Source organism: Rhizobacter sp. Root1221 (genome assembly GCF_001425785.1).
GTDB lineage: Bacteria > Pseudomonadota > Gammaproteobacteria > Burkholderiales > Burkholderiaceae_C > Rhizobacter.
In genome coordinates this window covers 472,926-497,763 of the sequence record NZ_LMDI01000001.1, presented here as the reverse complement: position 1 = coordinate 497,763, position 24,838 = coordinate 472,926, and the positions used below count along the sequence as shown (strand labels likewise).

General features: G+C 67.4%; 22 protein-coding genes. 5 read left to right on the top strand and 17 right to left on the bottom strand.

The window, feature by feature from the left end:
- Positions 1 to 304 precede the first annotated feature (304 nt).
- A complete protein-coding gene (locus ASC87_RS02040) occupies positions 305 to 1,330 on the top strand; it encodes a LacI family DNA-binding transcriptional regulator (RefSeq protein WP_235582004.1) in 1,026 nt (341 codons plus the stop codon).
- A gap of 160 nt (positions 1,331 to 1,490) precedes the next feature.
- Entirely contained in the window at positions 1,491 to 2,813 is a 1,323-nt protein-coding gene (locus ASC87_RS02035; protein ID WP_056655911.1) for a cyclopropane-fatty-acyl-phospholipid synthase family protein, read from the top strand.
- A gap of 13 nt (positions 2,814 to 2,826) precedes the next feature.
- Here ASC87_RS02035 and ASC87_RS02030 read toward each other — a convergent pair whose 3' ends face one another.
- A complete protein-coding gene (locus ASC87_RS02030; protein WP_056655773.1) occupies positions 2,827 to 3,468 on the bottom strand; it encodes an LON peptidase substrate-binding domain-containing protein in 642 nt (213 codons plus the stop codon).
- A gap of 117 nt (positions 3,469 to 3,585) precedes the next feature.
- Between ASC87_RS02030 and ASC87_RS02025 the strand changes: the two genes are divergently transcribed.
- Complete coding sequence (locus tag ASC87_RS02025; RefSeq protein ID WP_056655770.1) at positions 3,586 to 4,497, top strand: ParA family protein; 912 nt, start codon at positions 3,586 to 3,588, stop codon at positions 4,495 to 4,497.
- A 19-nt stretch (positions 4,498 to 4,516) separates the two neighbouring features.
- On the opposite strand, the gene ASC87_RS02020 is transcribed toward ASC87_RS02025, so the two are convergent.
- Positions 4,517 to 8,185 carry a DUF748 domain-containing protein gene (locus tag ASC87_RS02020; protein ID WP_056655766.1) on the bottom strand — a complete coding sequence of 1,223 codons (3,669 nt, stop codon included), beginning with the start codon at positions 8,183 to 8,185 and terminating at the stop codon, positions 4,517 to 4,519.
- A 50-nt stretch (positions 8,186 to 8,235) separates the two neighbouring features.
- Between ASC87_RS02020 and ASC87_RS02015 the strand changes: the two genes are divergently transcribed.
- Together ASC87_RS02015 and ASC87_RS02010 are read left to right on the top strand one after the other, a co-directional pair.
- The gene (locus ASC87_RS02015) at positions 8,236 to 8,742 is read left to right on the top strand and encodes an HU family DNA-binding protein (protein WP_369820726.1); all 507 of its coding nucleotides are present in this window, start codon (positions 8,236 to 8,238) and stop codon (positions 8,740 to 8,742) included.
- A gap of 244 nt (positions 8,743 to 8,986) precedes the next feature.
- A complete protein-coding gene (locus tag ASC87_RS02010; protein WP_056655761.1) occupies positions 8,987 to 9,364 on the top strand; it encodes a hypothetical protein in 378 nt (125 codons plus the stop codon).
- 79 nt (positions 9,365 to 9,443) lie between these two features.
- Here the strand turns inward: ASC87_RS02010 and ASC87_RS02005 are convergent, their stop codons facing one another.
- The 15 genes from ASC87_RS02005 to ASC87_RS01940 all read right to left on the bottom strand — a co-directional run bounded on the left by ASC87_RS02005 (position 9,444) and on the right by ASC87_RS01940 (position 24,733).
- Positions 9,444 to 10,268: a GNAT family N-acetyltransferase gene (locus ASC87_RS02005; RefSeq protein ID WP_082568303.1), complete on the bottom strand. Its 825-nt coding sequence runs from the start codon at positions 10,266 to 10,268 to the stop codon at positions 9,444 to 9,446.
- 203 nt (positions 10,269 to 10,471) lie between these two features.
- Entirely contained in the window at positions 10,472 to 10,810 is a 339-nt protein-coding gene (locus ASC87_RS02000) for a hypothetical protein (protein WP_056655758.1), read from the bottom strand.
- Between the two features lie 105 nt (positions 10,811 to 10,915).
- Positions 10,916 to 11,611 carry a hypothetical protein gene (locus tag ASC87_RS31485; RefSeq protein ID WP_157603783.1) on the bottom strand — a complete coding sequence of 232 codons (696 nt, stop codon included), beginning with the start codon at positions 11,609 to 11,611 and terminating at the stop codon, positions 10,916 to 10,918.
- 3 nt (positions 11,612 to 11,614) lie between these two features.
- On the bottom strand, positions 11,615 to 13,300 hold the full coding sequence (locus ASC87_RS01995; RefSeq protein ID WP_056655754.1) for a hypothetical protein: 1,686 nt from the start codon (positions 13,298 to 13,300) through the stop codon (positions 11,615 to 11,617).
- Complete coding sequence (locus ASC87_RS01990; RefSeq protein ID WP_056655751.1) at positions 13,297 to 13,848, bottom strand: type 4 pilus major pilin; 552 nt, start codon at positions 13,846 to 13,848, stop codon at positions 13,297 to 13,299. Before ASC87_RS01990 ends, ASC87_RS01995 begins: the two co-directional genes overlap by 4 nt.
- A gap of 27 nt (positions 13,849 to 13,875) precedes the next feature.
- Positions 13,876 to 15,033: a hypothetical protein gene (locus tag ASC87_RS01985; protein ID WP_056655747.1), complete on the bottom strand. Its 1,158-nt coding sequence runs from the start codon at positions 15,031 to 15,033 to the stop codon at positions 13,876 to 13,878.
- On the bottom strand, positions 15,030 to 16,757 hold the full coding sequence (locus ASC87_RS01980; RefSeq protein ID WP_056655744.1) for a GspE/PulE family protein: 1,728 nt from the start codon (positions 16,755 to 16,757) through the stop codon (positions 15,030 to 15,032). Before ASC87_RS01980 ends, ASC87_RS01985 begins: the two co-directional genes overlap by 4 nt.
- 1 nt (position 16,758) lies before the next feature.
- On the bottom strand, positions 16,759 to 17,232 hold the full coding sequence (locus ASC87_RS01975; RefSeq protein ID WP_157603782.1) for a hypothetical protein: 474 nt from the start codon (positions 17,230 to 17,232) through the stop codon (positions 16,759 to 16,761).
- The gene (locus tag ASC87_RS01970; protein ID WP_235582002.1) at positions 17,216 to 18,439 is read right to left on the bottom strand and encodes a hypothetical protein; all 1,224 of its coding nucleotides are present in this window, start codon (positions 18,437 to 18,439) and stop codon (positions 17,216 to 17,218) included. The genes ASC87_RS01975 and ASC87_RS01970 overlap by 17 nt, the downstream gene beginning before the upstream one ends.
- 101 nt (positions 18,440 to 18,540) lie before the next feature.
- The gene (locus ASC87_RS01965) at positions 18,541 to 20,289 is read right to left on the bottom strand and encodes a type II secretion system protein GspD (protein WP_056655735.1); all 1,749 of its coding nucleotides are present in this window, start codon (positions 20,287 to 20,289) and stop codon (positions 18,541 to 18,543) included.
- 22 nt (positions 20,290 to 20,311) lie between these two features.
- Positions 20,312 to 20,734, bottom strand: coding sequence for a TcpQ domain-containing protein (locus ASC87_RS01960; protein ID WP_056655732.1), 423 nt, complete (start codon positions 20,732 to 20,734; stop codon positions 20,312 to 20,314).
- A 48-nt stretch (positions 20,735 to 20,782) separates the two neighbouring features.
- Positions 20,783 to 21,847: a TcpQ domain-containing protein gene (locus ASC87_RS01955; protein WP_162255119.1), complete on the bottom strand. Its 1,065-nt coding sequence runs from the start codon at positions 21,845 to 21,847 to the stop codon at positions 20,783 to 20,785.
- A 14-nt stretch (positions 21,848 to 21,861) separates the two neighbouring features.
- Positions 21,862 to 23,169, bottom strand: a complete 1,308-nt coding sequence (locus tag ASC87_RS01950; RefSeq protein ID WP_056655725.1) for a TrbI/VirB10 family protein — start codon at positions 23,167 to 23,169, stop codon at positions 21,862 to 21,864.
- Entirely contained in the window at positions 23,169 to 24,002 is an 834-nt protein-coding gene (locus ASC87_RS01945; protein ID WP_056655722.1) for a TrbG/VirB9 family P-type conjugative transfer protein, read from the bottom strand. Before ASC87_RS01945 ends, ASC87_RS01950 begins: the two co-directional genes overlap by 1 nt.
- Positions 23,999 to 24,733, bottom strand: a complete 735-nt coding sequence (locus ASC87_RS01940; protein WP_056655719.1) for a VirB8/TrbF family protein — start codon at positions 24,731 to 24,733, stop codon at positions 23,999 to 24,001. Before ASC87_RS01940 ends, ASC87_RS01945 begins: the two co-directional genes overlap by 4 nt.
- Between the last annotated feature and the right edge of the window lie 105 nt (positions 24,734 to 24,838).

The window sequence follows — 24,838 nt, the reverse complement described above, 5'->3', positions numbered from 1 at the left end:
GTCTCTTCCGTGCCTGGGGCGTTGGGTTGATGTGCTGCGGTAACAGCGTTCTTTGTCGCCTGCGCTGACGACAACCTGTGAAAACGTTTTCAGAACGACGAATTTCACTCCCGCGGTCGCCAGGAGTCAACACCTAAGTCTCAGGAAGTACCCCATCCCAGGGAAACCCCCTAGAACACATCAAAACAACATCAGTGTTTTTCAGAACCAAAAGCACTTGACACCTTGAAAACGTTATCATGATGACAAAATTCAACGCAGCACGCAGTCGTGCCGTCGGCTCCACCCCTTCTTCCGAGCAACCGTGAATCGTCCCATCACCCCAGAAGCGCCCCCTGCCGCGGTGACCCTCCTCGACGTGGCCAAGGAAGCTGGCGTTTCGCCGAGCACGGTTTCCCGCATCCTCAATGGCACCGCCCGCGTCGACGGCGCCAAACGGGCGGCGGTCGAGAAGGCCATCAAGAAGCTGTCGTTCAGGCCCAACCTCTTTGCCCGCAGCCTGAAGACCGGCACGACCATGACGGTGGGCATCCTGGCGCAGGACATCGAGAGCCCCTTCTACACACGGGCCATGCGGGGCATCGAACAGGGCCTGGCCGACAGCGGCTACGCCCCGATCATCGTCAGCGGCCACTGGAATGCCCACGAGGAGGCCGAGCGCATCCGCCTGCTGCAGGCCCGCCGCATCGACGGGCTCGTGATCCTGACGGGCCACCTGCCCGACGAGGACATCCTCAACTTCGCCAAGCAGCAGCCCATCGTCGTGACGGGGCGCCACCTCGAAGGCCCGAGCATCCGGTCCCACACCATCGACCACGCCGCCGGGGGCTACCTCGCCACCAAGCACCTGATCGGCCTCGGGCACCGGCGTGTGGCACACATCGCGGGGCCGGTGGACCACGTGGACGCGATCGCGCGCTACAAGGGCTATGTGCGGGCACACCAGGAGGCCGGCCTGGCGCTCGACCCGGACCTGGTCGTCCAGGGCGACTTCCTCGAAGGCGGTGGCCTGATGGCGATGAACCGCCTCCTCGACAGCGGCCACGCCTTCACGGCAGTGTTCGCGGCCAACGACCAGTCGGCCTTCGGCGCCCGGGTGGCGATGTACCGGCGTGGCATTCGCGTGCCCGACGACGTTTCGCTGGTCGGTTTCGACGACTTGCCGGTGGCTGCCTACCTGACCCCACCGCTCACCACCGTGCGCCAGCCCATCTACGAGGTGGGCCTGTTCGCCGCGCAGGCGCTGCTCAACATGCTTGGCCAGCCCACGCCGGAGGTGGAGCTGCCGCCCCTGTCCCTGACGGTTCGGGAAACCACACGGCGCCTGTAGTTCCAAAAACCGCCCGGCTGACTCGGGCAGCGGGAATGTGTCAAATTCCCAAGCACAGGGAGTACGCCCGGGCAGCCCCCCCGCCCGCACGACTTGCAGCTGGAGTTCGATCACCATGAAGGAACCCTCTTCCTCCGCGTGTGCGACGACGTCCGACGACATGCCGTCGGCGGCCCCCGCCTCTCGACCGGGCGCCGGGCCCGACAGCGCCCCCCTGATCGAGGCGGTCGAACGCCTGTTCCGGGCCTTCGACAGGCACCTGGCCGTCAGGCTGTGGGATGGCCGCACGCTGTTGCTCGGCCGCGGCCCGCCGCCTGCCGAGCCAGCGCCCTTCACGCTCGTGTGCCACACGCCGAACGTCGTCCGCAGCCTGCTGGGAGGCGGCGACCCGCTCCGGCTGGCTGACGCGTACTTCAGGGGCGACCTCGACATCGAAGGTGACTTTTTCGCGGCCCTGGCACTCAAGGACCACGTCCAGGTGCTGCGCCTGCCCTGGCAGGACCGGTGGCGTGTGCTGCTGACCACGTTGCGCCTGCGCTCTGCCGCGGCGTTCGACGAGGCCCGTGCGTCGCTGCTCGCGCCGCCCGTGCAAGCCCATTCGAAGGCAGAAAACCGGGACGCCATCGGATTCCACTACGACGTCTCGAACGATTTCTACCGGCTGTGGCTCGACGAACGCATGGTGTATTCGTGCGCCTACTTCGAACGACCCGACCTCACGCTCGAAGACGCCCAACGGGCCAAGCTGGAGCACATCTGCCGCAAGCTGCAGCTGGCGCCCGGCGAACGGCTGCTCGACGTGGGCTGCGGCTGGGGCGCGCTCGTGATACATGCCGCACAGCACCATGGGGTGACCGCGCACGGCATCACGCTCAGCGAAAGACAGTTGCAGGAAGCCCGCGAGCGCATCCAGGCCGCAGGCCTGTCGGATCGGGTCACCGTGGAGTTGCGCGACTACCGCGACCTGCCCCGCGAACCGGGCTACGACAAGGTGTCGAGCATCGGCATGTTCGAGCACGTGGGACTGAAGAACCTCCCGGTGTATTTCGAGACGCTGTACCGGCAGCTCAGGCCCGGCGGCCTGCTGCTGAACCACGGCATCACGCACTACGTGGAGGGGTGGGACAAGACGGTGTCCACCGAGTTCATCAACCGCTACGTGTTCCCTGACGGGCAGCTCGACACCGTGGGCAACATCCAGCGGCACATGGAACGTGCGGACTTCGAGCTCCTCGACGTGGAAGCCTGGCGGCCCCACTACGCGAAGACGCTTCGGCACTGGGTGGCCCGGCTCGAGGCCAACCACGCCCGCGCCCTCGCCCACGTCAGCGAGGCCACGTGGCGTGTGTGGCGCCTCTACATGGCCGCCTGTGCGCTCGAGTTCGAATCGGGCGACATCGGTGTGTACCAGTTGCTCGCGGCCCGCCGGGTTCCCGGGGGCACCCCCATCCCGATGACACGCGGGCACATGTACCCGGGGTGACCGGGCCGCTGCGTCAGTCCGCTTCGGGCTGGCGGTAGCGGTCGAGGGCGTCGGCCACCAGTTCGAGGCGCACGAGCGGGCTGTCCACCACCAGCAATTGCTGCCGGAGGGCGTTGGAGAGAGGCAACAGGTCGCACCAGCGGTTGGCCACCCAGCCGCAATCGTCGAAACGCCAGGGGGCCTGGAGCGGCATGTCGTCGTCGCCGAGACCCTGGTCCCGCAGGTCGCTCACCACCCGCTGCAGCGCGATGCGGATGTGCTCCAGGTCGGACGGGATGGGCACGAGCGGGTCGTCAGGCAGGGATTCGGCGTCCCCCACCCACAAGCCGTGCGGCAGGCACTCCGTGCGCTCGAGCCTGAACCGTTGCAGGCCGGTGCACTGGATGTTGAGCAGACCTGGCCGGGGGCGCTCCAGGCGATCGATGCGGGCCAGCGTGCCGAATGGGTGGAACGACTCCGCCTGGAAGCCCCCATCGACGTTCCGGCGCACCTCGTCGCCTTCCGTCAGGCACACCACGCCGAAGGGGATGCCTTCGCGATGGGCCCGGCCGATCATGTCGAGGTAACGCACCTCGAAGATCTGGAGCGGGAGGCGCCCGCCCGGAAACAGCACCGTGCGAAGCGGGAAAAGCGGGAGGCGGGTGTCGCGGTCCATGGGCAATTGTCGCCCGGTCGCAACGATTGGCAGGGCTTCACCTTACTGATCGTGACACTGTGAGACACCTGGCAATGTTGTAATACGACCACCCCGAACCAGCTGCAGTGCGCGTCAATGCCCGTCATCGCCGTCGTCAATCGCAAGGGTGGCAGCGGCAAGAGCACGCTGGCCACGAACCTCGCCGCATACTGCGCCAACCACGGCATCCTTGCCATGTTGGGCGACGTGGACCGCCAGCAATCCACCCAGACCTGGCTGCGCCTGCGCGCCGAACGCACGCTGCCCCGCAGCGCGCCCATCCTCGGCTGGGCGGTGGACCCGAAGAACGTGCTGCGCTCCCCGGCCGGCACGACCCACGTCATCCTTGACACCCCGGGTGGCCTGCGCGGCTTCGATTTGGCACGGGTGGTGGGATATGCCGACGTGATCCTGATGCCCGTCTGCAATTCAGTCTTCGACCGCGAGTCTGCCGCCGACTGCCATGCCGAACTGCTCACCCTGCCCCGGGTGGCCTCAGGGCGTTGCAAGGTGGCGGCCATCGGCATGCGCCTCGACGCGCGCACGAAGGCGGCGGAAGTCATGCACGCCTGGGCCGAGGCGAACCAGCTGCCCTACCTCGGCGCGCTTCGGGAAACCCAGGCGTACGTGAAATGTGTCGAACAGGGACTCGGGCTCTTCGACCTGCCCGCGTCCAAGGTAGCAGCCGACCTGGCCCAGTGGGATCCCATCCTCGGGTTCCTCGAACCGGTGTTCCGGCGACCCGCCGTGCTGGCCGAGGCGGAGGCGCCCCCCGCCGAACGGGAACTTGCGGTCGAACGCGAGCCGGTGGCCCCGCGCCCGGTCGCGACACCGGTGGCCCCCGCCATGTCGCGTGACACCAGCCCGGAAGCCCTGGCCCAGGCCGCGCGCGCCACGCTGCTGGTGCCCCCCAACCTCGGCGAGGTGTCGTCGCGGTCGGGGTTCAAGCACCGGCTGGGCCGATTGTTGGGGTCGCTGCAGGGGCGGCCCAACCCGGCCAACCCCTGAGCGCCGCCGCCCTGCGCGTTCAGTCCAGCGACAGCCCCAGCTTGACCGACGGCAACCAGGTGCCGTCATCGCCCTTGCCCTTCGGTGCGGCGAGGAACAGCCGCTCGGCCGGCAACCCCTTGGCCACCAGCGTGTCCCGAACCGCCACCGCGCGCTGCAGAGCCAGTTCACGCATCGCGTCGCTGTCCACCGTGATGCGGGCCTTCAGGCGGGCCTCGGTGTCGGCGTCCGGCAGGTCCCGAACCAGGCCCAGCGCGTTGCGCGGTTTGTCCGGGATGTCGGCCTGGCGGTAGAGCAACTGCAACAGGCGCGAGCGATCGCCTGCGCCCAGGTTGGCGGCCCCCTCCCCGTTGCCGCCCGTGGCGAGCATTTCCTTGCGGCGCTCCGCCACCAGCCGCGTGCCGAGCACCTGGCGCTGGAACGCATCGCGTTCGGTGTCGGCATCGGACGTGCCGGTGATCGTCAGTTTGAGCGACGGTTTCTCGGCAAGTGTGGCACCCACCCGGTCGAGCGACGCCTGACCCTCTGACGTCAGCCGCGCCGTGCCCGGCTCGAAGGCCAACTGGCTGATGTCCGTCTGCCCGCCGCCCGACAGCAGTGAAAACGGTGCCGTCACGGCCTTGGTGATCAGGTTGCCCAACACCTTCGAGATCAGCCCGCCGACACTGAACTGCGGGTCGTTCAGCGAACCGCTGATGGGCAGGTTGATGTCGATGACCCCATGGCGATCCTTCAGCAGCGAGACCGCCAGCCGCACGGGCAGCGTGGTGGCCTGGGGCGACGGCACCGCGTCACCGAAGGTCAGCTGGTTGACGATCACCTGGTTGCGCGCCTCCAGGCGGCCGTCGGGATCGATGCGGTAGGCCACGTCCATCGTCAGCTTGCCGCGCTCGATCGCGTAGCCCACGTATTTCGCGGCGTACGGTGACAGCGGCGCCAGCTCGAGGTCACTGGCGCGGGCCTTGATGTCGAGCGTCAAGGGATGCGCGAGCGGCTGCACCTGGCCCGAGATCTCGAGGTCGGCGGTGCCCGCGGCACGCCCTTTCAGCTCGAGCTCGGCCATGCGCGTGCCCCGCGTGCTGATGGCGCCCAGGCGGCCGTTCAGCTGGGTCAGGTCGGCGCTGTACTTCGGCCGCACGAAGTTGTCGCTGAACTCGATGCGGCCGTTGGTGATGCGTGTGAGGCCCACGGTGGCATCGATGGGCAACTCGTCTCGCGGCGCCACTGCGGCCGCGCCGGGGGTCGATGCCGGCGCGGACGCCGCATCGGCCGGTGGCACCGGTGCCTGGGGGCCCACCCGGCCGCCGGCAGCGTCTTGCAGGTTCAACCGGCCTTGTTCAGTGACCACCAGCCGTGCACGCAGGTCGTTGAGCGCGGCCTCGGCGATGTTCAGGCGCGGCTTGGCCTTTGGCGCCATGTCGAACTGGAGGCCCTTGAGCGCGAGCGCCTGCCATTGCAGCAGGTCGTCACCCGGGCCGGCGGATGCATCGGCGGCGCGCGACTGGAGCAACACGTCGGCAAGCAGCACGTCGCCCTTGACGCTGGCCTCCGGCCCGGTCGACGGCAGCCGCACCGTCACGCTCCCCTTGAACCCGGCCTCGGCGCGGGCCAGCGCCACCCCCGGCGCCAGCGTGACGTACGGGGCAAACGCCTGCACGGGGAAACGCGTGATGGTCAACGTGCCGGATCCCGCCTGTGGCACCAGGCCCACCTGCCCGTCGAACGCCACTTGGCCGCTGCCCACGCGGGCGCCGATCTTCAGCTTCGCCGGCGGTGCAGGCCGGTCGCCGTCCCACACGAGGTTGCGAATGTCGAGCGCGAGTGCACTGACCTCGGTGCGATGCGGCGTGCCACCCGTAGACGAACTGGCATCGGAGAGTCGCAGCCGGCCCCCGTCGACGAACGCCGACTTCAGCGTGACCTTCCACGGCGGAGCGGCCGAGGCTGCGGATTCGGCCGGCACGGCCACTGGCGTCGATGCGGTGGATGTCGGCATCCAGCGTTGCACGTTCCACGCGCCGGTGTCGGACCGGTCCAGGCTCAGCCACGGTTGTTGCACCCTCAACTCACCCAACGTGACCTGCCGCGCCGGCACGTCGACCGCGACATCGGTGAACCGCACCTGCTTCAGGGCCACGACCTCCATCGCGGCACCGTGCGGCACGCGGCCGGAAGCCTCCGTGAGGCGGACAGCGTCGAACGCGACGCTGTCCAGGGCCACCTTGAGCCGTGGCGCAGCCGGATCACCTGACCAGTCGACCTGGCCCGTCCCGGACAGTTGCCCCGCCACACGCGGCGTCAGCGCACCCGCCAGATACGGTTCCAGCGCTTCGAGGGACAAGGCATCGAGCGTGACCCGGAGGGCCGCATGTTGTGTGTTGCCCGTGCCGGTGGCTGCCAGCGTGCCCCAGTTGCGCGGCTTGTCGCCGTGAGAGCGCAGCGTGGCTGACAGCGAAACCGGCACGTCGCCGGCCGGTGGGTAGGCGAGCCGGTCCGCCTTGACCGTCACGTCCACCAGCGACACGGCCGCGTTCGGCACCACCGCCGTGTCGGACCATTCGACGCGGCCGTGGTCGAGCGACAGCGACGCGATGGCGATCCGCCATCCCGGGGGCGTGGTGGGCCCCAGCGTCGCGGTGCCACTCGCCGCAGACGCAGCCGGTGCAGGCGGTGCGGTGGATGCCATGGCCGGGCCACTGGCCGCGGGCATGCCGTCGAAGCGGCCATCGGCCTGGCGCCGCGCATGCACGGTCAGGCCATCGAGCGCGATGCTGGAAAACTCGAGCCGGCGTGCGAGGGGTTGCACGTCCGAGAGCCCCAGCGACAGCGTCTTCCAGGCGAGGAGATCGGCACCCGCGGCGGTGCCGACCGCCAAGTCCGACACCTGGAGCTTGCCCTTCAAGGACACGCTGGGGGCGCCGGTGGTGGTCACCGAGAACCGGGCCTGCAGGTTGCTGTCGATCAGCCCGCGCTGCAGCCGCACGGGCCACACCTTCGGCGTGTAGCCGAGGTACGGGGTCACATCGAAGTGGTCGATCGACAGATCCAGCGTGCCTTCGCGGGTGGTGGCGAACGGCGTGGCCTGCACCCCGGTGTCGAACGCCGCGCCATTCAAGCGAAAGGCCAGCCGCGGTTCCACCTTCACCGCCACGTGAGTGGCCAGGTTGGAGAGGAACGGCAGGGTCAGGTGCACCCCTGCCACCTCGTGCGTGCCGCCAGCGGGGCGGTCGTCGAAGTGGATCTCGCCGTCGGTGAGTTGCACGTTGTAGAGCGCGAAGCGGGCCGGCTCAGAGGGCTTGGCATCGGACGCAGGGGTGAACCGCGCGATCAGGTCGTCGACGTCGTAGTGGCCCGCCGACACGTGCACGACGCGCAGCTTGGGGTGAACCACGTCGAGGCCTTCGAGCACGGGTGCCAGACGGAACAGCGAACTCGACGACACGTTGGCGACGAGGCGCTCGATCGTCAGCAAAGGCGCGGCGCTGGCGGTTTGACCACCGATCGTCACGTCGTCGACAGTGAGCTTCAGCGCGAACGGCTGCACCGTGACGTGGCCGAACGTGACCGGCCGGCCGAGCGCCTGGCTCAGCCGTGTTTCGCCTTGCACCTTCAGCAGAGGCGGACCGCCGAACCACACGATGCCCGCCAGGCCCATCACGGCCACCGCGGCCCACGCCAACCATTTCATCCTCACTGAACGCGCTCCCAAGCCCGCAGGCTGATCCACCGAAAGGGGGCATGGTTGCACAAAACCGACGCGGTGTCCCGAGCCCTGCAAAGGGATTTCAGCACGTTGCGATGCACCCAAACGCGGGTGTTGTGCCGAAGTGGGCCCGGTTTCCGTCACAATGCGGCAGCCCGCGAGTGGCGGGCGCAACCGATAGAAACGAAAGAATGAACAAAACCGAACTGATCGAGCACCTGGCCTCCAAGCACGAACTGACCAAGGCCGAAGCCGGCCGCATCCTGGAAACGCTGCTCGACGCGGTCGTCACGAACGTCAAGAAGGGCAACGCCGTCACGCTGCCGGGCTTCGGCTCGTTCAAGCAACACGCCCGTGCCGCCCGCAACGGCGTGAACCCCAGCACCGGCGCCAAGATCAAGATCGCTGCCGCCAAGCTGCCGAAGTTCACCCCGGGCGCTGGCTTCAAGGCTGCCGTGGACCCGAAGGCTGCTGCCCGCAAGGCCGCCAAGGCCCCGGCCCCGAAGAAGGCCGCTCCGGCCAAGAAGGCCAAGAAGGGCTGATCACCCGCCCTTCCCTGTGGGCCGGCGTCTTGCCGGCTTGCAGCCGCAAGCCCTGGGCAACCGGGGTTTGCGGGCTTGTGGGGGTGACCGTCCCTCAAGCCCTGGTGCTTGCGCCGTTCGCGCCTCACCTGGTCCACCAGCGCACGCTCCCGTTGGCATTTCTCTTTTGCAGTCCTTCAGCGCCGAGCCGCGAAGTCGACGGATCGGCCCACCCACCGGCCACTTCTTCCCCGCCCGATCTGTCATGACCCAAACACCCCGCTTCGTTCGCACCGCCCTGCTCGTGGCGCCGCTGCTCGTCGTCCTCACGGCCTGCCACACGCCGCCCGGCCAGATGCGCGAAGACGGCACCATCACCCCGTGCCGCGGCCATCGCAAGGACCACCAGCTGTGTGGCAATGCCGTGTTCAATGCCACCCGCATCCACAAGGTGGCTGTGGGGCAGACCCGCGAGCAGGTGCGTGCGGCCATGGAACACGAGCCCGAGCAGCGCACCGCCAAGAACGAGGGCGGCAAGCCCTTGGAACAGTGGACCTACATGACGAACTACCAGACGCGCACCTGGTCGCAGATCACCTTCACCAACGGGGTCGTGAGCAGCGTGGTGTCGTTGAACCGCTGAGGCGCGGGAGGCCTTGGATGGGCGGGTCGCGTGTCGCGGGGACTTCGCGCGGCGAGGGCCTGCCTGCGGACCTCGCGGTTCAGCGCAAGCGAGGTGGCTTGACGAAACGAGGTGGCAGGTCGGCGAGCCGGGCCATCATCGGCAGGTCGGCCGTGTTGAAGTCCGGGTCATACGCTGGTGGCCCGAGCACCTTGGTGCCACAGCGAAGGTAGCCCTTGATCAAGGTTGGCACCGGCGCGGCCGGCCCCTCCAGGGGAGGGGCTGGATGCAGTGCCAACGGCAGTCGCGGGGTGGCGTGCCACTCGGGGGCTGCCAGGTGTGCCTCGCGAAGCTGGTGCCACACGGCGCTGGCCGTTGCGCCCTCCCCGTCCATCGGCATGCTCGCACAGCCGATCATCGTGTCGAGCCCTCGTGACACCATGTACTGGCACAGCGCCGTCCACAGCAACAGGATCGCCCCGCCACTGCGCCACGCCGGGTCGACGCACGAGCGTCCCAGCTCCACCGTGTTCGGGCGAAGCACGTCGAGCGCCCGCAAATCGAACTCCGTGTCCGAATACCAGCCGCCGGCACGCCGTGCGCCCGACGGGGTCAGCAGCCGGTAGGTGCCCACCACATCGCCCGCCTCGCCATCGGCGTTCACTGTGCGCACCAGCAGATGCTCGCAGCAAGCATCGAAACGGTCGCTGTCGTGGCCGGCCGGTGTTCCCGGCAGCGGAGTCAGTCGTGCGCCCATCTCGCCCGCAAACACACGGTAGCGCAGCCGCTGTGCCTCACGCAGGTCGGCCTCGCACTCGGCCCAGCGGACGGCGAGGCGCGGAGCGTCCCGGGCGGCGGCCTGCGGCTGGCGCCCCTCCAATGTGCCTGGACTCGGCACCGTCACGTCGATGGGGTCACGTCGCATGGTGTGGACAGGCGAGGCAGAAGAATGGGGTGAAGTCCGGCGAACGAAGTGGCGGAACGAAAGCTAGAGCGCCGGAGGGCGATCGGGCAGCGCAACGGCGCTTGCGGAATCGCCGCGAACTTCGAGCCAGGGCGTCGCGACGTTCGGGCGCAAGGGCGCCTCAACAGCAGGTGCGCCCGGAAGGCGGAGATGCTGCGCCGCGTTCAATGGGATTTCCGTTCAGCTTGGACCGGCGTGTCGATCAGCGGTGCCGGCGCTGTTTCCGGACCATCGGCCAGATGCCCTCGCGCCAGATCGAGCAGCAGCGAACTGATCCAGGCAGATTCGATGCCGGTGGCGTACATCCGGCACTCACCAGTCGAACGTCGAGTGACCTTGACGACCCCGCCGCTCAACCCGAACAGGTTGGCGAGCTCTTCGGACCGGTCTTCCTCGATGACGAAATCTTTGTCGTCGTAGCCCCAGGAGCGGAGGAGGCCTGCGAGCGTTTGAAGTTTGCTTCGGCCGAGATCCTGGGTGGCATGATCGTTCGCGGTGCGCATGCTGATTCCTCTTTCGAAGGGCTACTATTGCCTGGGATTATTCGTTTTCGCGCGGTGCGCGACCTCCCCCATAGGGGGCATCCCCCATTCGGGGTAATCTAGAATTTATTCCCGCATAAAATAAATGTAATCGAGATAGTCAACCAATTCGCAAGGATTATGTGTACCGCGCAACGGCACGCCTCGCGTTAGGTCTCGATGAGCCGAGTTATAGGAGTCCAACCTCACTGATCGATCCGACATTCTTCCGGCCTCATAGATGAATATTTCGTTGGGGAACTCGAGATAATTTGGCTCATATTGAACCAGTCGATAGCACTTCCTGTAAGCGCCGCTCGGCGCCAAAAAATCTGCTGCGGATGGAAGACCCGGATCGCTCCCTTGGTAATTGTTTGTGTTGACTGTCGCCGTAATGCTGGACACATCTTTTGCGCTGAAATGGTATTCATCCCCAGGCGCAACCTTGAACTCGATGTCGCCTTGTCTTGTCATGATCTTCTGTCCAGAAATCCAAGCACCGAACTCAGACCAGCCAGGTGTGCTCCCCGTGTGTTGCAGCACAATGGTCAATACCAAGTTGGAATCGTTCCTGAAGGGCCCGTAGCGCACATGCTCGTTCTTCGAGGAGGACGCCATTGAGACACCCTTTAGGAGATAAGACAAACCAACCTGTTGTGTGCCAATGTTTATTCCGGAATCACCACGATGGTATCCATTAACGACCGAATCCTGAGCTGACTCGCCGCAAACGGCAGTCGAATAGAGAATCATCAATCCGAGAAGAGAAAAGCTGCGCTTCATTTTTCAACGGTAGTAACAGTAAATGCTTGCAATGAGATTTCCGCCCAGCGCCGTATTCCCTGCAGACCGCTCGAGGTACACATCCCAGGTGTCGCCCAAATCTGTGGCAAACCGATTGATTCCGGAGAAGGTCGCCGGTCCTGCGAAGGCGGCGTCTTCGTTATTGGGCGACAGGATGATTAATCGCTCGGCCACAGTCGACCCGGATGTTGGGCAGACGGGTTTTTGAACTCGCAGTGGCCCACCGCTCATCTGCAGGGCCATCGTGCTCACCAGAACAAACTTCGAAAGGAGCGCGCTGGTGCGCAAATACTGGTGATCACGGCAGATTAAGGATTGCCCGTCCGATAGGTCGGTCGCAGCGCCCCCTTCTGTTGCGCATGGCCCTCCGGCGGAACCCATGCGAAAGGACGTCACCCACCGTCCGGCGACACAGACCGCCAACGAACGGTCCGCTGTGACGCTGATTTGGGTCGCGGCGGCATCGACCCCTGTGGACTCGCACGCGCTTCCCTCTGCAACCACTTCCGCAAGGGACAATCTTTGCCCCGACACGACGCCGCCAACCCGAAGGTTTCCGCCCTCGAGGGACACAAGGTTGCCAGCCGCGCCCCGAACGAAAAACTCGCCCCCGGCTACTGTGACGGCATGAGGGTCAGAAGCGCCGAACAGGACATTGCTGCCAGACCGGAAGCCATCGGCGGACTGCATGCGCCCTGTGGTTGTCATCCCGCTGGGCAAAATCTCGCTGCGGTTGCCGCTGACGTCTTCGAAGATGGCCGTTCGGGTGTTGAGTACGCCGGCACACGCTATGCTGAGCACGCCATCCGGCGCGACCGTGGCGCAGGAAGTCGCCTCCGTGTTACCGACACGAATGGCACCTTGGACCAACGCATCCCCCCCGAACTCCGCCTTACCCGTGACCACGCTGCTTCCGCGCACGCTCAGATTCCCTGCCGCGCTGAGGTCACCGCCCAAGTTGGGGTCACGCCTGTCACCGATTCGAACAAACTGACTGAACCCACCCGTATTGGTCCCTACCCGCATGGCCACCACCCCCGCCGGGTTGCCGGGCACCGGGTTGGGGTGGCTCCATGTGCCGTTGAAACCTTGGATGGTGGCCGGGGCGGTGGCGAGTGAAACGCCGCCATCGGCGCCGCTGCGGGTGAGGATGGGACCGATGAGGACGCCGTCGACGGGCGATCCGGGGCCGCCGTCGAGGACGGGTGCGCGGATGGCGACCAGTCCTTCGACGTCGCAGGTCACGGGGGCGCAACCAGCAGGGACGCGGCGAAAGGTGATGCCGTAGGCGCCGTCGTTCAATGACGAACGCGTGTTGAGCCAACCGCTCGGCAGGTAGCCCATGGTGCGAAGCTGTTCGATGGTGGGAGACCACACGAGTTCGCCATCGACCGCGACGGCATCGACAGTGACGCCGTCCTTGACGATCGATTGACCCTGCTGGATGGCCGCAAGGTGCTCGTGCACCGTGGCCTGGACGCCGTTGCGCAGGCGTTCGAGCACCGTCGCCTCAGCCGCGCCAGCATCGCGCTTCAGTTCGACCCGCTTGTTCTGCAGGGCCGTGGCCGCACCCAGGCCCGTGACGGCCAAGGCCAGCAACGCGAGGATGAGCGCGTTGCCTCGCTGGTGGCGACGCCGCGGCGGCGCCCGATGGCGGAATGGCGTCATGTGCGGCCGATGATCCACGTGATCTCCGCTGCTTCGGCGGTGGAGCAGCCGGCGTTCAAGGCAGCCAGGTTGACCTGGGCGTTCTGTGCCTTGACCACCGAGCTACCGATCAGGATCTCGCGTGCGAGGCCCTGGGTGCCGTTGATGAGGCTGGTGCAGATGGCCCTTGGCACGTTGGGATAGACGAGTTCGGCTGTGCCAGACCCGGCGGGGAGCCGCTCTCGCAGTTCGATGGTGCCGCCGAACTTGTTGCGCGCCGCGGTTTCGGAGGTCTGAAGGCTCTCGGGGATGACCCGCGATCCGACAGCGATGCCGGTGCTCATGCCTGCGTAGGAGTACTGGCCGAAGTTCTGCTTGGTGTTGCCGATGATGGCGTTGACCTCGGCAACTGTGGACTGGACCGACGCAGCACGGTCAGCGTCCTGGTATTGGCTGACGCCGACCGCCACGACGATGCCGCCGATGACCATCGACAACAGCGTGAACAGGACGGCGTTGCCGGCAATGCGGGAACGATGGAGGGGGTTCGATCGGACGGTGCGGTTCACGTGGGTCTCCTGGGCATGTGGCGCCGTTCACGGGGCCTTGTCGGAAGGGGGGGCTTGTCGTGACGCGGCCATCGCCGCTTCATGGGCTTGCTTGAGGCCCATGAGCGTCGATGGCTCCATCAACGCCGAGAATCTGCCCGGCACGGTCAGCGTTGCCAATCCCATGAACGTACTCACGGACACCAGCGCGCCCACCACGGCCACGTTGGCGACCAGGGCCGCCCGGCGGACACCCTTCAGCACACGGTCACATTCGCGTGTGCCCAACTCCACGAGCACGTCCGAGAAGGTTGCGGCGGTGCGTTGCAGGGTGGCGGCGCGGGCCAGCATGTACGGGGACAACAGGCCCCGGCTGAAGGCGTCGATGGTGCCGGTGGGGCTGTCGTCCAGCGCGCGAAGTACCCGGGTAAGGTGCCAGCGCATCCACGCGGACGAACGTTGGGCGATGTCTTCCAGTGCCCCCTTCAGCGACGCGCCATTGGAGAGCAGCATCGCCATGGAGGTGAACAGCAAACCCGATTGGAAGTCGCGGTACAGGCCGTACACGGGCCAGGCTTCGACAGCCAGGCGACCCGCGCCCTTCCAGCGGGGCAACGAGATGACGGCGGCAACCACCAGGGCTCCGAGCAGCAAGACCATGGCCAGCCCGTACTGGTCGCAGGCCAGGGCGACATGACGGGCCCATCCGTTCAGCCCCACCCACAGTTCGGCCTTGACGTAGTCGGGCGTGCTTCGGTCGATGGACAGGATCACGTTGGACAGGACCCGGATCAGCACGTAGCACAGGGGCAGCATCACGGCAGGAAAAACCGCATAAGCCGCCACGACGGACTTCATGGCTCCCTGCGCCTCGACGGCCTCGGCGAGTGACGTCAAAGCCTTGGCCTTGTCGTCGGCACGATCGACCGCGACGAGCATCATGACGTCACCCCGCGGCATCACCCCCTCCATGAGGTACCCCACCCGGCCGGCGTCGTGGCCGGTCTGGTACCTGGCGAGCATGGTGCGGAGGGCCGCGGCCCGTGCCCGCTGGCGCGTACGGACGGCATTGGCAATCTCACCTTCGAAGAACCCCATCATGGGTTCGTGACGCCGGAACATGTCGGCGAGGTCGCGATAGAACTCGGCCCGCTGGGGGCGAAACGCGACCAGCCACAGTTGGCGCGTCAACAACCGTGCGTTCATCGTGCGTCACCCGTTCGGGGCATCAGTTCGAACCGCGAGAACGAATCGAACTCTTCGCAGTTGCGCACGTCGATCTCGCCTTGCAGCGCTTTCCACAGCGTGTGCTCGAAGACGGTTTTGCCGGTCATGTCCGGGCTCAGGAAGTCATGGTCGGACGTGGACCGGAAGTGCATGACAGCACCATCGTCGTCGTTGTTGCGGACCAGTCGCAACCAGGTGCGATCCGGGCGCAGCATCTCGGCCACGATGGTCTTCCCCCGGGTACCCCGGCGTTCGCACTGGAGACATCCGCCGACATGCTCCCAGCGCAGCCGCCGCGTCGGCACGCGGTACCGGCGCTCCCGCACTTCGACCACCTCCGCGATGTCGGGATCGCCGGCCGCAGCGGTGTCGGTGTTGTCTGCACAGTGCGGACACAGCTTCGGCACCAGCGCCTGATAGACGAGCAGGTTCAGGATGTTCGGGCCGGTGAGCGCCTGGCGCGACAGGCCGATCTGGTCATTGGTGAGGCGGGGAACGATGGTGCTGATCAGGTGCGCGTGCACGGTGCCCATGGCCAGGTGACCGGTCTCGGCGATCTGGAGGGCGAACATCGCGGTCAGCTTGTCGCGGATCTCGCCCATCATCACGCCATCCGGGTCACCGCGCATCAGCGCACGCATCGTGTCGGCGTAGCGCGTGGTGGTGAGGTCTTCGTCGGCCAGGTCCCTGAGCACCTCGATCTGGTGAGCGCCCTTGATCTCATATTCGATGGGATCTTCGACGGTGTAGATCGACTTGGAGTCGAGCCCGGGCAATGTCTCGATCAGGCACTTGAGGCTGGTGGACTTGCCGGAGCTGGTCACGCCGGCGATCAAGACGATGCCCTTGCCCGATCGCCCTGCCTCGCGCAGCATGCGAAGCTGGCTGCGCGCGTAGCCAGCCTTCTCGAACGTGATGGCGTTTTCCTCACCCGAGCGCAGGATGCGCACGACCGCTTTCGGGCCCGCCCTGCCCTTGAAATTCTGGTACCGCAACTGCCCGCTGAGGCCGGGAAGGTTCAACGCGATCATGCACGACACGAACTTGTCTTCCGTGTATTGGGAGACGTTGTTGCCCTGCCGGGTGTTGTTGTAGCCCGCGGCCAGCGCATCGACCGCTTCGCCACGCGGGTAGACACCTCCGTGGCCATCGGCCAGGGGTTCGAGCCGCCCGTCCACGCGCACGCGGACATGGGCCACGTTGCCGAGCACGTCGACATGAAGATCGGTGGCGTCGGCGCGGGCAGCCATCTCGATCCACTCGTTGAACAGCCGAAGGGGCTCGCCTCGGCCCCGCGACTGGGTGCTGCGGCCCACGTTGCGCATCACGGTGCGCATCACGTCGGGGGTGGCCACCAGCTCCTGGGCGATCTGGTACCCCTTCGCCCGGAGCTCGCCCTTGAGGGCGCGCACCTGCCACTGGAACTGGCGCAGCTGCGATTCGGGCATCGCAGCGCAGATGACGTTGACCCGCTTGCCACCGATGTCCGTGGCAATGAGCTTGTCCTGCTGTTCGGGTGGCAGCCGGTAGATCGGGTCGTCGCCACCCGTGAGCAGGCGCTGGTAGGCGGGGACGTCGGCATAGCGGTCGATCACCTCGGCCTGCTGTTCCGTCGGATGAAAGTCGGTGGGGGGAACACGCTCCATGGCGAGTTGTGCGCCGCCGGTGGCGGGCGATTGGACGACGCGGTCGAACCATTTCATGTCACGGCCCCATGTTGGCGACGGGATACGTGCGCGGACCGCGCATGCCCCGGGCGCCCGACAACACCACGCGGTCGGCGGCCACGGTGGCAACGGTCATGGGCGTGCCCGGCACGGACTGGCCCGCCGAAAGCATGTACGCGACACCGTCCACGACCACTTCCGCGAGGGCCTTGTTCGGGGTCACGACCACACCGGTCACCGCCACCTGAGGTGCGCTGGATTCCTCGGGCATGTCGCGGCGCGGCGGCGCGGCCTGGGGGAGCGGCACCAAAGGGGCCGACGCGGCCGCCTGCGGCAACGCGGGAAGACCGACAGGGCCACCGGAGGAAGGGCGAAGGGCACTGCGGGCGATGGTCGACTCGATCACCGCGCGCTGGGCGCGGCTGTAGTCGCCGATGGTCTGCGCATGCGCGGAGGCCGCCGCGCACGACACGACTGCGGAAATGACCCACTGCTCAACGTGACGAGACATAGTAGTTCCCCGTGGCTTTGAATCTGAGGCGGCCTGCGGCGTCGCCATCGCCGATGTCCGCACTGACGGTTTCCCAACTGATCCATTCAGGCGCGGCGCGCAGTGCTTCCAGGATGAAGGGACCCGGGACGTCGCTGAGCGTGATGGCGCCGCTCAGGATCGCGCGGGGGTGGTCGAACTGGGCGGGCACCGCATCGACCCTCGGCCACAAGCGCGGCGGTTGCAGGTCGATGGACAGGTCGGCGGTCTTCCAGACCTGGAACAGGGACCCGCCCTCGTCGATGGCCTGCTTGAACGTGGGCAGGCGGTGGGTCGCGCCACGCAGCGGCGAACGCCTGATGGCAATGTCGGACACGGTGCGCGCCGAATCGAGGGCCGGCACGGGATTGCCGTCGTGGCCGACCCACTGCAGCGTTTCCTGGCCCCGCGCAGAAACCAGTTCGTCGTAGGTGCCTCCCTGGCGCAGCCACACCGATTCGCAACGCCTGGCGCCGGCACTGCAGACGCGAGACTTCATGCGCCAGCCAGGGACACGGACCGGATCGTCGAACATGCGTTCGACGATGGCCAGCAGGTCGGAGCGGTCTGCGGACATGGTGGCCGACTGCATCTCCAGCGCCGCGAGGTACTTCGGGACAGGGTCGGCAGCGGCCACCGCCCTTGCCTGCTCCCGAAAGGCCTCGGCGCGTCGTGACTCGCGCACCGAGAACCACGCGGCGCATCCGATGGCGGCGAGCAGGGCCATGGTCACCAACGGCCAAGGGTTCATCGGAATGGGCGCCACGCGAGCGCCCTTGCCCACCCCGTCGGCCAACCAGTCGAAGCCGACGACCTCGCAGTTCGGGTACAGGTCTGGCGCATCGGACCAGATGGGACGATCCTCGGAGCCGAGTGCGTTGCGGGCTTCCATCTCGGTGGTGAGCGAGTCGACTGCCGGGATGCCATCCTCGAGGACCACGACGTAGACCTGGCCATCGCGGCGAGCCCCGTCGGACGAAACGCTGAGGATCAGCGCCCCATTGGGCGCCTGGTTGCCGACGCGCCCGGCGAAACAGTGCGCGGCCGACAATACCCCCTTGGGCAGCCGGACGGACTCCTCCGATGCACGCGGCTGGAACAGCCCGTAGACGTCCGTGTGGCCAGCGGTGAACAGCGTGTAGTGCGTGGCGTCGACGGCCAGGTTGCGCGCTTCATGGAGCTTGCGCATGGAATGCTGGCCGCCGCTCGGCGGGCGCCAGCTCAGCCCGCCAAGCAGAGGCCCTGCGGCGGTGGATGCCAGGATGCGTTCGATGTGCATGGCAGCCGCAGTCACAGGATGGTGGGCCGCACGAAGATGACGAAGTCCTCGCGTTGGCGCAGCATCTTGCGGCTGCCACCGGCCAGCCACGGCGCATCCTCACCGAGCTTGCGGGTGTCGTCGCTGGTCACCACGCGGCTCAAGCCGGTGATGACCAGCAACTGGCCCGCCTTGAGCGCAACGGTGGCCTGGTCGATGAGGCTGCTGATCTCCGGGGTCTGCACCCGCTGCGCGGTGACCCCTGACCCGCTGTCGAAGTTGGCGAGCTGCACCAGGGACGAGAGGCCGATACCGAACTTCAGCACCACCGTGTGGTTGTCCATGATGAAGGGCTGGGCCAGGTAGCGGTCGCCCGTGGTCACCGTGGCGGTCTTCAGGCCCGGTGCCCCGGCGCCCAACGTGGACGCGGCGCCAGGCACGGTTTCGCTGACGTAGGCCTTGCTGCCCAGCGACGCCTTCCGCGCCCATTGCCGGTTCAGGGTGAGCAGGCTCACGGGCCGGTGTTGTGTGGACGAACCGTATTGGTTCAGCAGCGTCAGCAACGCTTGGCTGTCGCCGGCCAGGCGAGACAAGGCGTTGACGGGCGGATCGCCGCTCAGCACGCTGAAGCCCACGGCACCCGCCGCATTGCTCACAAGGGTGGCTGGCGACGACACCGTCATGTTCAGCGCGCGCGACACCGATGTGATGACAACGGACCAGTCGATGCCTCGTTCGTCGGATTCATCGCGCCGGACCGAATAGATGTCGAACTGGATCTGCGCCTGGCGAAGCATCGACTCGTTCTCGGCGCGGAGGAAATCGCGTACCTTGGTCATCGCCTCCTTGGTCGTGGTGACGGCAATGCGCCCGGAGCCGTCGGACCGGATCACCGCGGAACCGGGGACCGGCGAGATGATCTGGTTGACGGCAGCGATCAGCGTGGCCACCGTGGCGGCCTTGCCTTTCTCGGCCACGTCGGCGCTCGCGTTGTTGGTGCTGAGCCCCCCACCTGCGCCGGCTCCGCCCGACGTGCCCGTGCTTCCCTGCTCGCTGGAATTCAGGCCCATCGCGTACTGGGTCTCGCCCTCGAGCGTGGCGAGTTCGAAGAACTCGGTGCGGAAGCGTTCGATGACCACCACCCCGTCGCGGTACTCCCACGAGAGGTTGGTGAGGTCGGTGACGTGGTTGAGGAAACCTTCGAGCGACCCATGCCATCGCATCGCGATGGCGTTGAAGCCGGTCTCGCGGACCACCGGCGTGCGTGCAGCCGAGGGCGCGGGGCCCGGTGCCGCCGGCAATGCGGCTGCGGGCCCGGCGATTGGCGTGACGGCCCGGCCCGTGGGGGCCTCGCTGAAGACATCGGGCTTCACCCGGACCGGCACACCGGTGACGAACGTGATGCGTTCGGCCATCAGGCGAAGGCCCACCTTGCCGCCCGTGGCGGCGTCGTTGAAGTTCAGCCTGACCGGCTCCTGGAACACCGACGGGAGCTTGTCGTTGGCACCCATGGGGACGGACACGGAGGCCACCCACGGGCGGCTGGAGCGGCGCAGGACCACATGGGCCGACTGCTCGGCCGCCCGCCGATCGGCATCGGCCAGGCCTCCGGCCACATCGGCGGCGGCGTCGGACGAGATGGCCGCACCCACCACGGCCGGGGCGACGCGGCGAGATCGATCGGCATGGTCGGTAGCGACACGTTCACCCACGCTCGGGGCCGCGCAGCCTGCAACCAGAAGGACCGCAGCCAGGGTGGGGATGGTCGGGAAGAGGTTCATCGCGTGGTTCATCAAGGTGGGGTCACGGCGTGGTGGCCGTGCATTCGCGGACTTGCTCGCCCAGGCGCGTGATGCGCATGAGCGGAGGTGTGTTCGCATAGACACAGGCCTCGAGCGGGTAGTCGGAGAAACGGATGCCCGGTGACCGGAGCACGTGCTGGACGGCGCCTTCGAACGAGCCGACGTACACGTCGGGCGCGCCGATCAGGAAGTTGCGCGTGGCATCCCACTTGAGCTTGTGGCCCGCTGCGGCTGACCAGCGTTCGAAGGTGCGGGCGAGTGTCACGTCGGACGCCTTCACCTCCCAGCGTTGCGCGTCTTGCGGCGCTGAGGCCGACATGAACGGCGCCACCGGCAACGGATTGACGGCGCCCGGACCGGTCTGGGCGTGCGCCGCCCAACTGGCAACGGCCACGCACAAGGTGCCGGCGATTCTGGCGATCATGGGTTCTCCTCCCTGGTGAATGGGTGACCGCGGGTCGAGGCGCGCGGCTCAGTTCTTCCGGACGACACGGACAACGCGGTCCGATGGCAACTCCAGTTGCAACGGATAGCCCGAGGCACGCAGTCCGGCGATCACATGCCCGGCTGCCTCGGGGAAGCCTGGTGTGTCGAGCGTGAGTTCGCCGGTGATGGGTGCATCGATGCCTGCGGCCCATTCCAGGCTGTAGCCGGACTGGCGAGCCCACCGGCCCAGCGTGGCGGCCACGGTTCGGTCGGCCGCGAGGATGTCGAAGTGGTGTGGCAAGGGCTTGCCGGATGCGGGCGTGGCGATGTCACCAGCCGGTGCAGCAGGCTGCGGCGCCGGGACTGCAATGCCGGGCCCCCGCCATTGCACACCCACCGTGTCGGGTGCGGACCACCGGGAGGCCGGGTTCTCAGCGGGATGGTCCATCACGATGTGCCTCGCGGCGATACCGCTCTGGACCAAGGCGCGCCGCACCTGCTCCGCCCGCCGGAGCGGGTGCGGCCCTCCCGCCGCGGTGACACGCACCCGGGTGCCGGCCCCCATGCGCTTCGACACGGCCATGATCAGCGCCCGCCCCTGCGGGGACAATCGGGCACCGCGGCCGTCGAACGCGATGTCATGTTCCACCTGCTGGTCGGCTTCCATCCACTCGATGACGTCACCCCGGATGGGCGATGCGTAGCTGCTCAGCGTCCGGTCGGCAGCCCGGGGCGGGGCAGGCGCCACGGAACGGCCGAGGGGACGGGCGTCCCGCTGCAAAGGCAAGGTGGCGTGTTCGACCTGTGCGGTGTGCCCTGCCAGGACAAGCATGTACGAGCGGGCCCGCCCAGCCACGACGTGGTACGGACCCTCCGCCGCCGGGAGAACCATGTCGGGCCCTTGGCCCACCAGGATCAGCGGGATCGTGGCACCGGCCGGAAACTGGAAGTACGTGCGGGCCGAACCGTCGTCGAACACCTGCACGGGGCGCGCCACGCGGTCGCCGGAGATGCGGTACGCGAAATCGTACGGATGCACCGATGCCGCCGGGGTGCCGCCCGACAAGCCGGCCAGGCCCAGGGCGATCAGGCCCGCGCGCCAGACGTCCATCAACCGCTTGTGCCTCACCATGATGCTTGTTGCTCCGGATAGACCGAGGGGAAACCCATGTCGCGCACCACCTCGACGTTGATGCGTGACCCTTCTTCGATGGTCACGGTGGGCGGAATGGCCTTGTGACGCTCGAGTTCGGCGCGTGCCGTGTCCACGAACACCTGGCCGGTGGCCGACACGCCGCCCTGCCCGGCCGCGCCGCCGTTCGGCAAGGCCGTGATGCGGGTGACCCGGTCGGCCAGCACACCAAGCAGCAGCGCTGCACCGAAGCTGCGGAAGAAGTGGCGATCGACGTCGCCGGTGATACCCGCCTGCCCTGCCGCATCCGAACCGGTGGCCCCGGGCAGGTCGAACGTGGCGCCGTCGGGCATCTTCAGTTTGGTGAAGACGAACTGGAGCCGGCTCTGCCCCTGCTTGACATCGCTGTTGTAGGCGCCGACCAGCAACGCCCCTTTGGGCAGCAGCAGGCGCCGGCTGGTGCGGGAGTCGTAGACATCCATCGACACCCGGGCCGTGACCACGCCCGGCATGTCGCTGTTGATGCGGCGGGTCAGCACACACGGGATGACGGTGCCTTGGTACAGCATCAGGTCGGCATGGGGCGGCTTGGCCTGCAGCAGGTCGTCGCGGGTGGGCGCGGCCAGCTGCTGGGCCCATTGCCGGTCGCTGTCGGCGCGGGAGAGCACCGGGGCCTGGCCGTGGGTGGCCTTGATGGCGTCGATGACCGGTGCGAGCGCGTCGGGGCCGGTGGGCATGCCGCCAGCGCCTGCGCGACGGGCAAGTTCACCGGGGAGGCCTTCGAGGCGGCCATCCGCCTTGGCGGGCGGCTGTGCACCGTCGTCGAACACGGTGGCGGCCGCCGACCGCGAAGCGCGCTCGCGTTCGACGGCGGCGCTGTCGACGTCGCGGGGCAGCCCATCCCTGGCCGCCGGACCCGTGGACCGGCCCTGGGCATCGAATCCGGGCAGCATCGGGGCGGGCGGCCGAAGATCCACCGGTGGTGCGGCCGATGGCTCGGCCGGGAGGCCTGTGGCCCGGGCTTCCACCACCTTGAGCGGGCCGGCCCCACCGGCCTGCGCGTGTTCGGCGGCTTCGTCGACCCAGTGCGCGTTGCCCTTCTGCTGCGAGGTGACGGACTCGGGTTTTTTCAGTTCGGCGCGGGCCTTCTGGTCGCCGGTCATCAGAGGTTCGTCGTGGGACGTGAGCATGAACACGGCCAGCGCCGTGACCGACACGACGATGAAAACGCCCGCGAGCAGTTTGCGCGGCACGCCGCCAGGTGTGGTGTAGCCCTCGGGCGCGATGAGCAAGTCGGCCATCAACGCTCCCCGCTTCCGCCGAACCCCAGGCGTGCGAAGAACCCCGGTTTCGGTGACTGGCGGAGCACTTCGACCTTCGCCTTGCCGAGCTTGAGCACGAACTTGGCCATGGTGCGCTGCACGATGAGGTACGGGGCGTTCACGCTGTAGTTCACCAGCGCGGAGTCGTCGGCGTCGGGCGTGAGCATGAACAGCGCGGGCAGCTCCTGCAGGTCGTCGGGCAGCCGGATGAAGGTGTGCGAGCCATCGTCGAACACCTGGACGGGGCGAAACGGGGCGTCGCCTTCGATGTCGTACTTGAAGTAGAGCTTTTCCACATCCACGCCGGGCGCAGCTGATTCGCGCCCCACCGCCGCCCGCGGTCCCCCTCGGGCAGGTGAGGCGCCAGGGTCGTCGGCGGGCGGACGGGTCTGGTCGAGCAACGCGGCATCGGCGTAGGCCCACGCGACCCGCGTGTACCACTTCTTGCCTTCGGCGGTGCTCTGCAGGTCGAGGTGGTAGGAGCGCTTGTTGGTGACCACGAGCAGGTTCGTGGACACGTTCTCCCACTTCGGCTTGACCTCGACGAAGGCCTTGCTGGAGGGCACGGTGACGCTGAAGTTGGACGAGTCGCCGGCGGACACGTAGGTGACACGCTCGTCGCCACCGAGCTTGAGCTGCGTGGTGTTGCGCGGGCGTACGAGTACCTTGTAGATGCGGTCGTCGTCGTAGTCGAACGTAACCATGCGCGCTTCTCCGAGGACCGGGGTGGGCACCAGCGGCGATTGGGCCGAGGCGGGCATAGTGGCGGCGATGGCCGCCACGGCGCAGATCAAGGGAACGGGCGATGTCATGAGAGGTCCTGGGCGCGTTCGAAGTGGGTGATGTTCAGACCGGCCGGGTTGGCGAGCACGTCTTCCTCGGTGTCGGGGACGGCCAGCACGTAGTGCACCGTGAAGCGCCAGCGCCGGATGAGCGGTTCGCCGCTGCCGGCCCGTTCGGTGGTAGTGGCGAACACGAACGCAATGCCGTCCTGGGAGACGTCGACGCCACTGGCGCGTGCGGTGCGCACCAGGCCCGGCGTGGCCGTGAGGCGCTTGAACGGGGCCTCGAGGTCGACGAATTCCTTGTGTTGCGACACGGCCTTGCCGCGCAACGGCCGGATGGACTGGCGGAGGTTGTCGCGCGTGAGGTATGGGTCGATCACCATGAGGCGTTCGACCCAACGGGCGAGTTCGGACTTCAGCACGCCGGTGGTGGGTTTGTAGACGGCGGCCTCGACCACCTTGACGACCGTGCCATCGGCCGTGTGTTCGACGGCGTATGGAACGACCCGCTTGAGCGGGAGCATGCGCAGGATGGCGAAGGCCTGGGCCACGACCACGATGGCCAGCACGATGGTGGCGACGAACCAGCGCGCGGCATTGGCCTGTGGGTCACCGAACAGTTCGGCGAAGAGACGCACGTTCTCGAGGGCCACCGGCGGCGTGTTGCGCAGCGGGCGCTGGGACGCCTTGGCCTGGCGGCGGGCGTCGCGGTCGGGCCGGGTGGGCAGCAAGGGGGCGCTGGGGTGGGTGGTGTGCACGGGCGGGGCGGCTCAAAATCGGATGCGTCGATTCTCGAAGCCCGCCCGGCCCCACTCCCCTTGAAACCGCCCGGAAACACCCTGGTTCCTAGGGGGTGCCGGGCC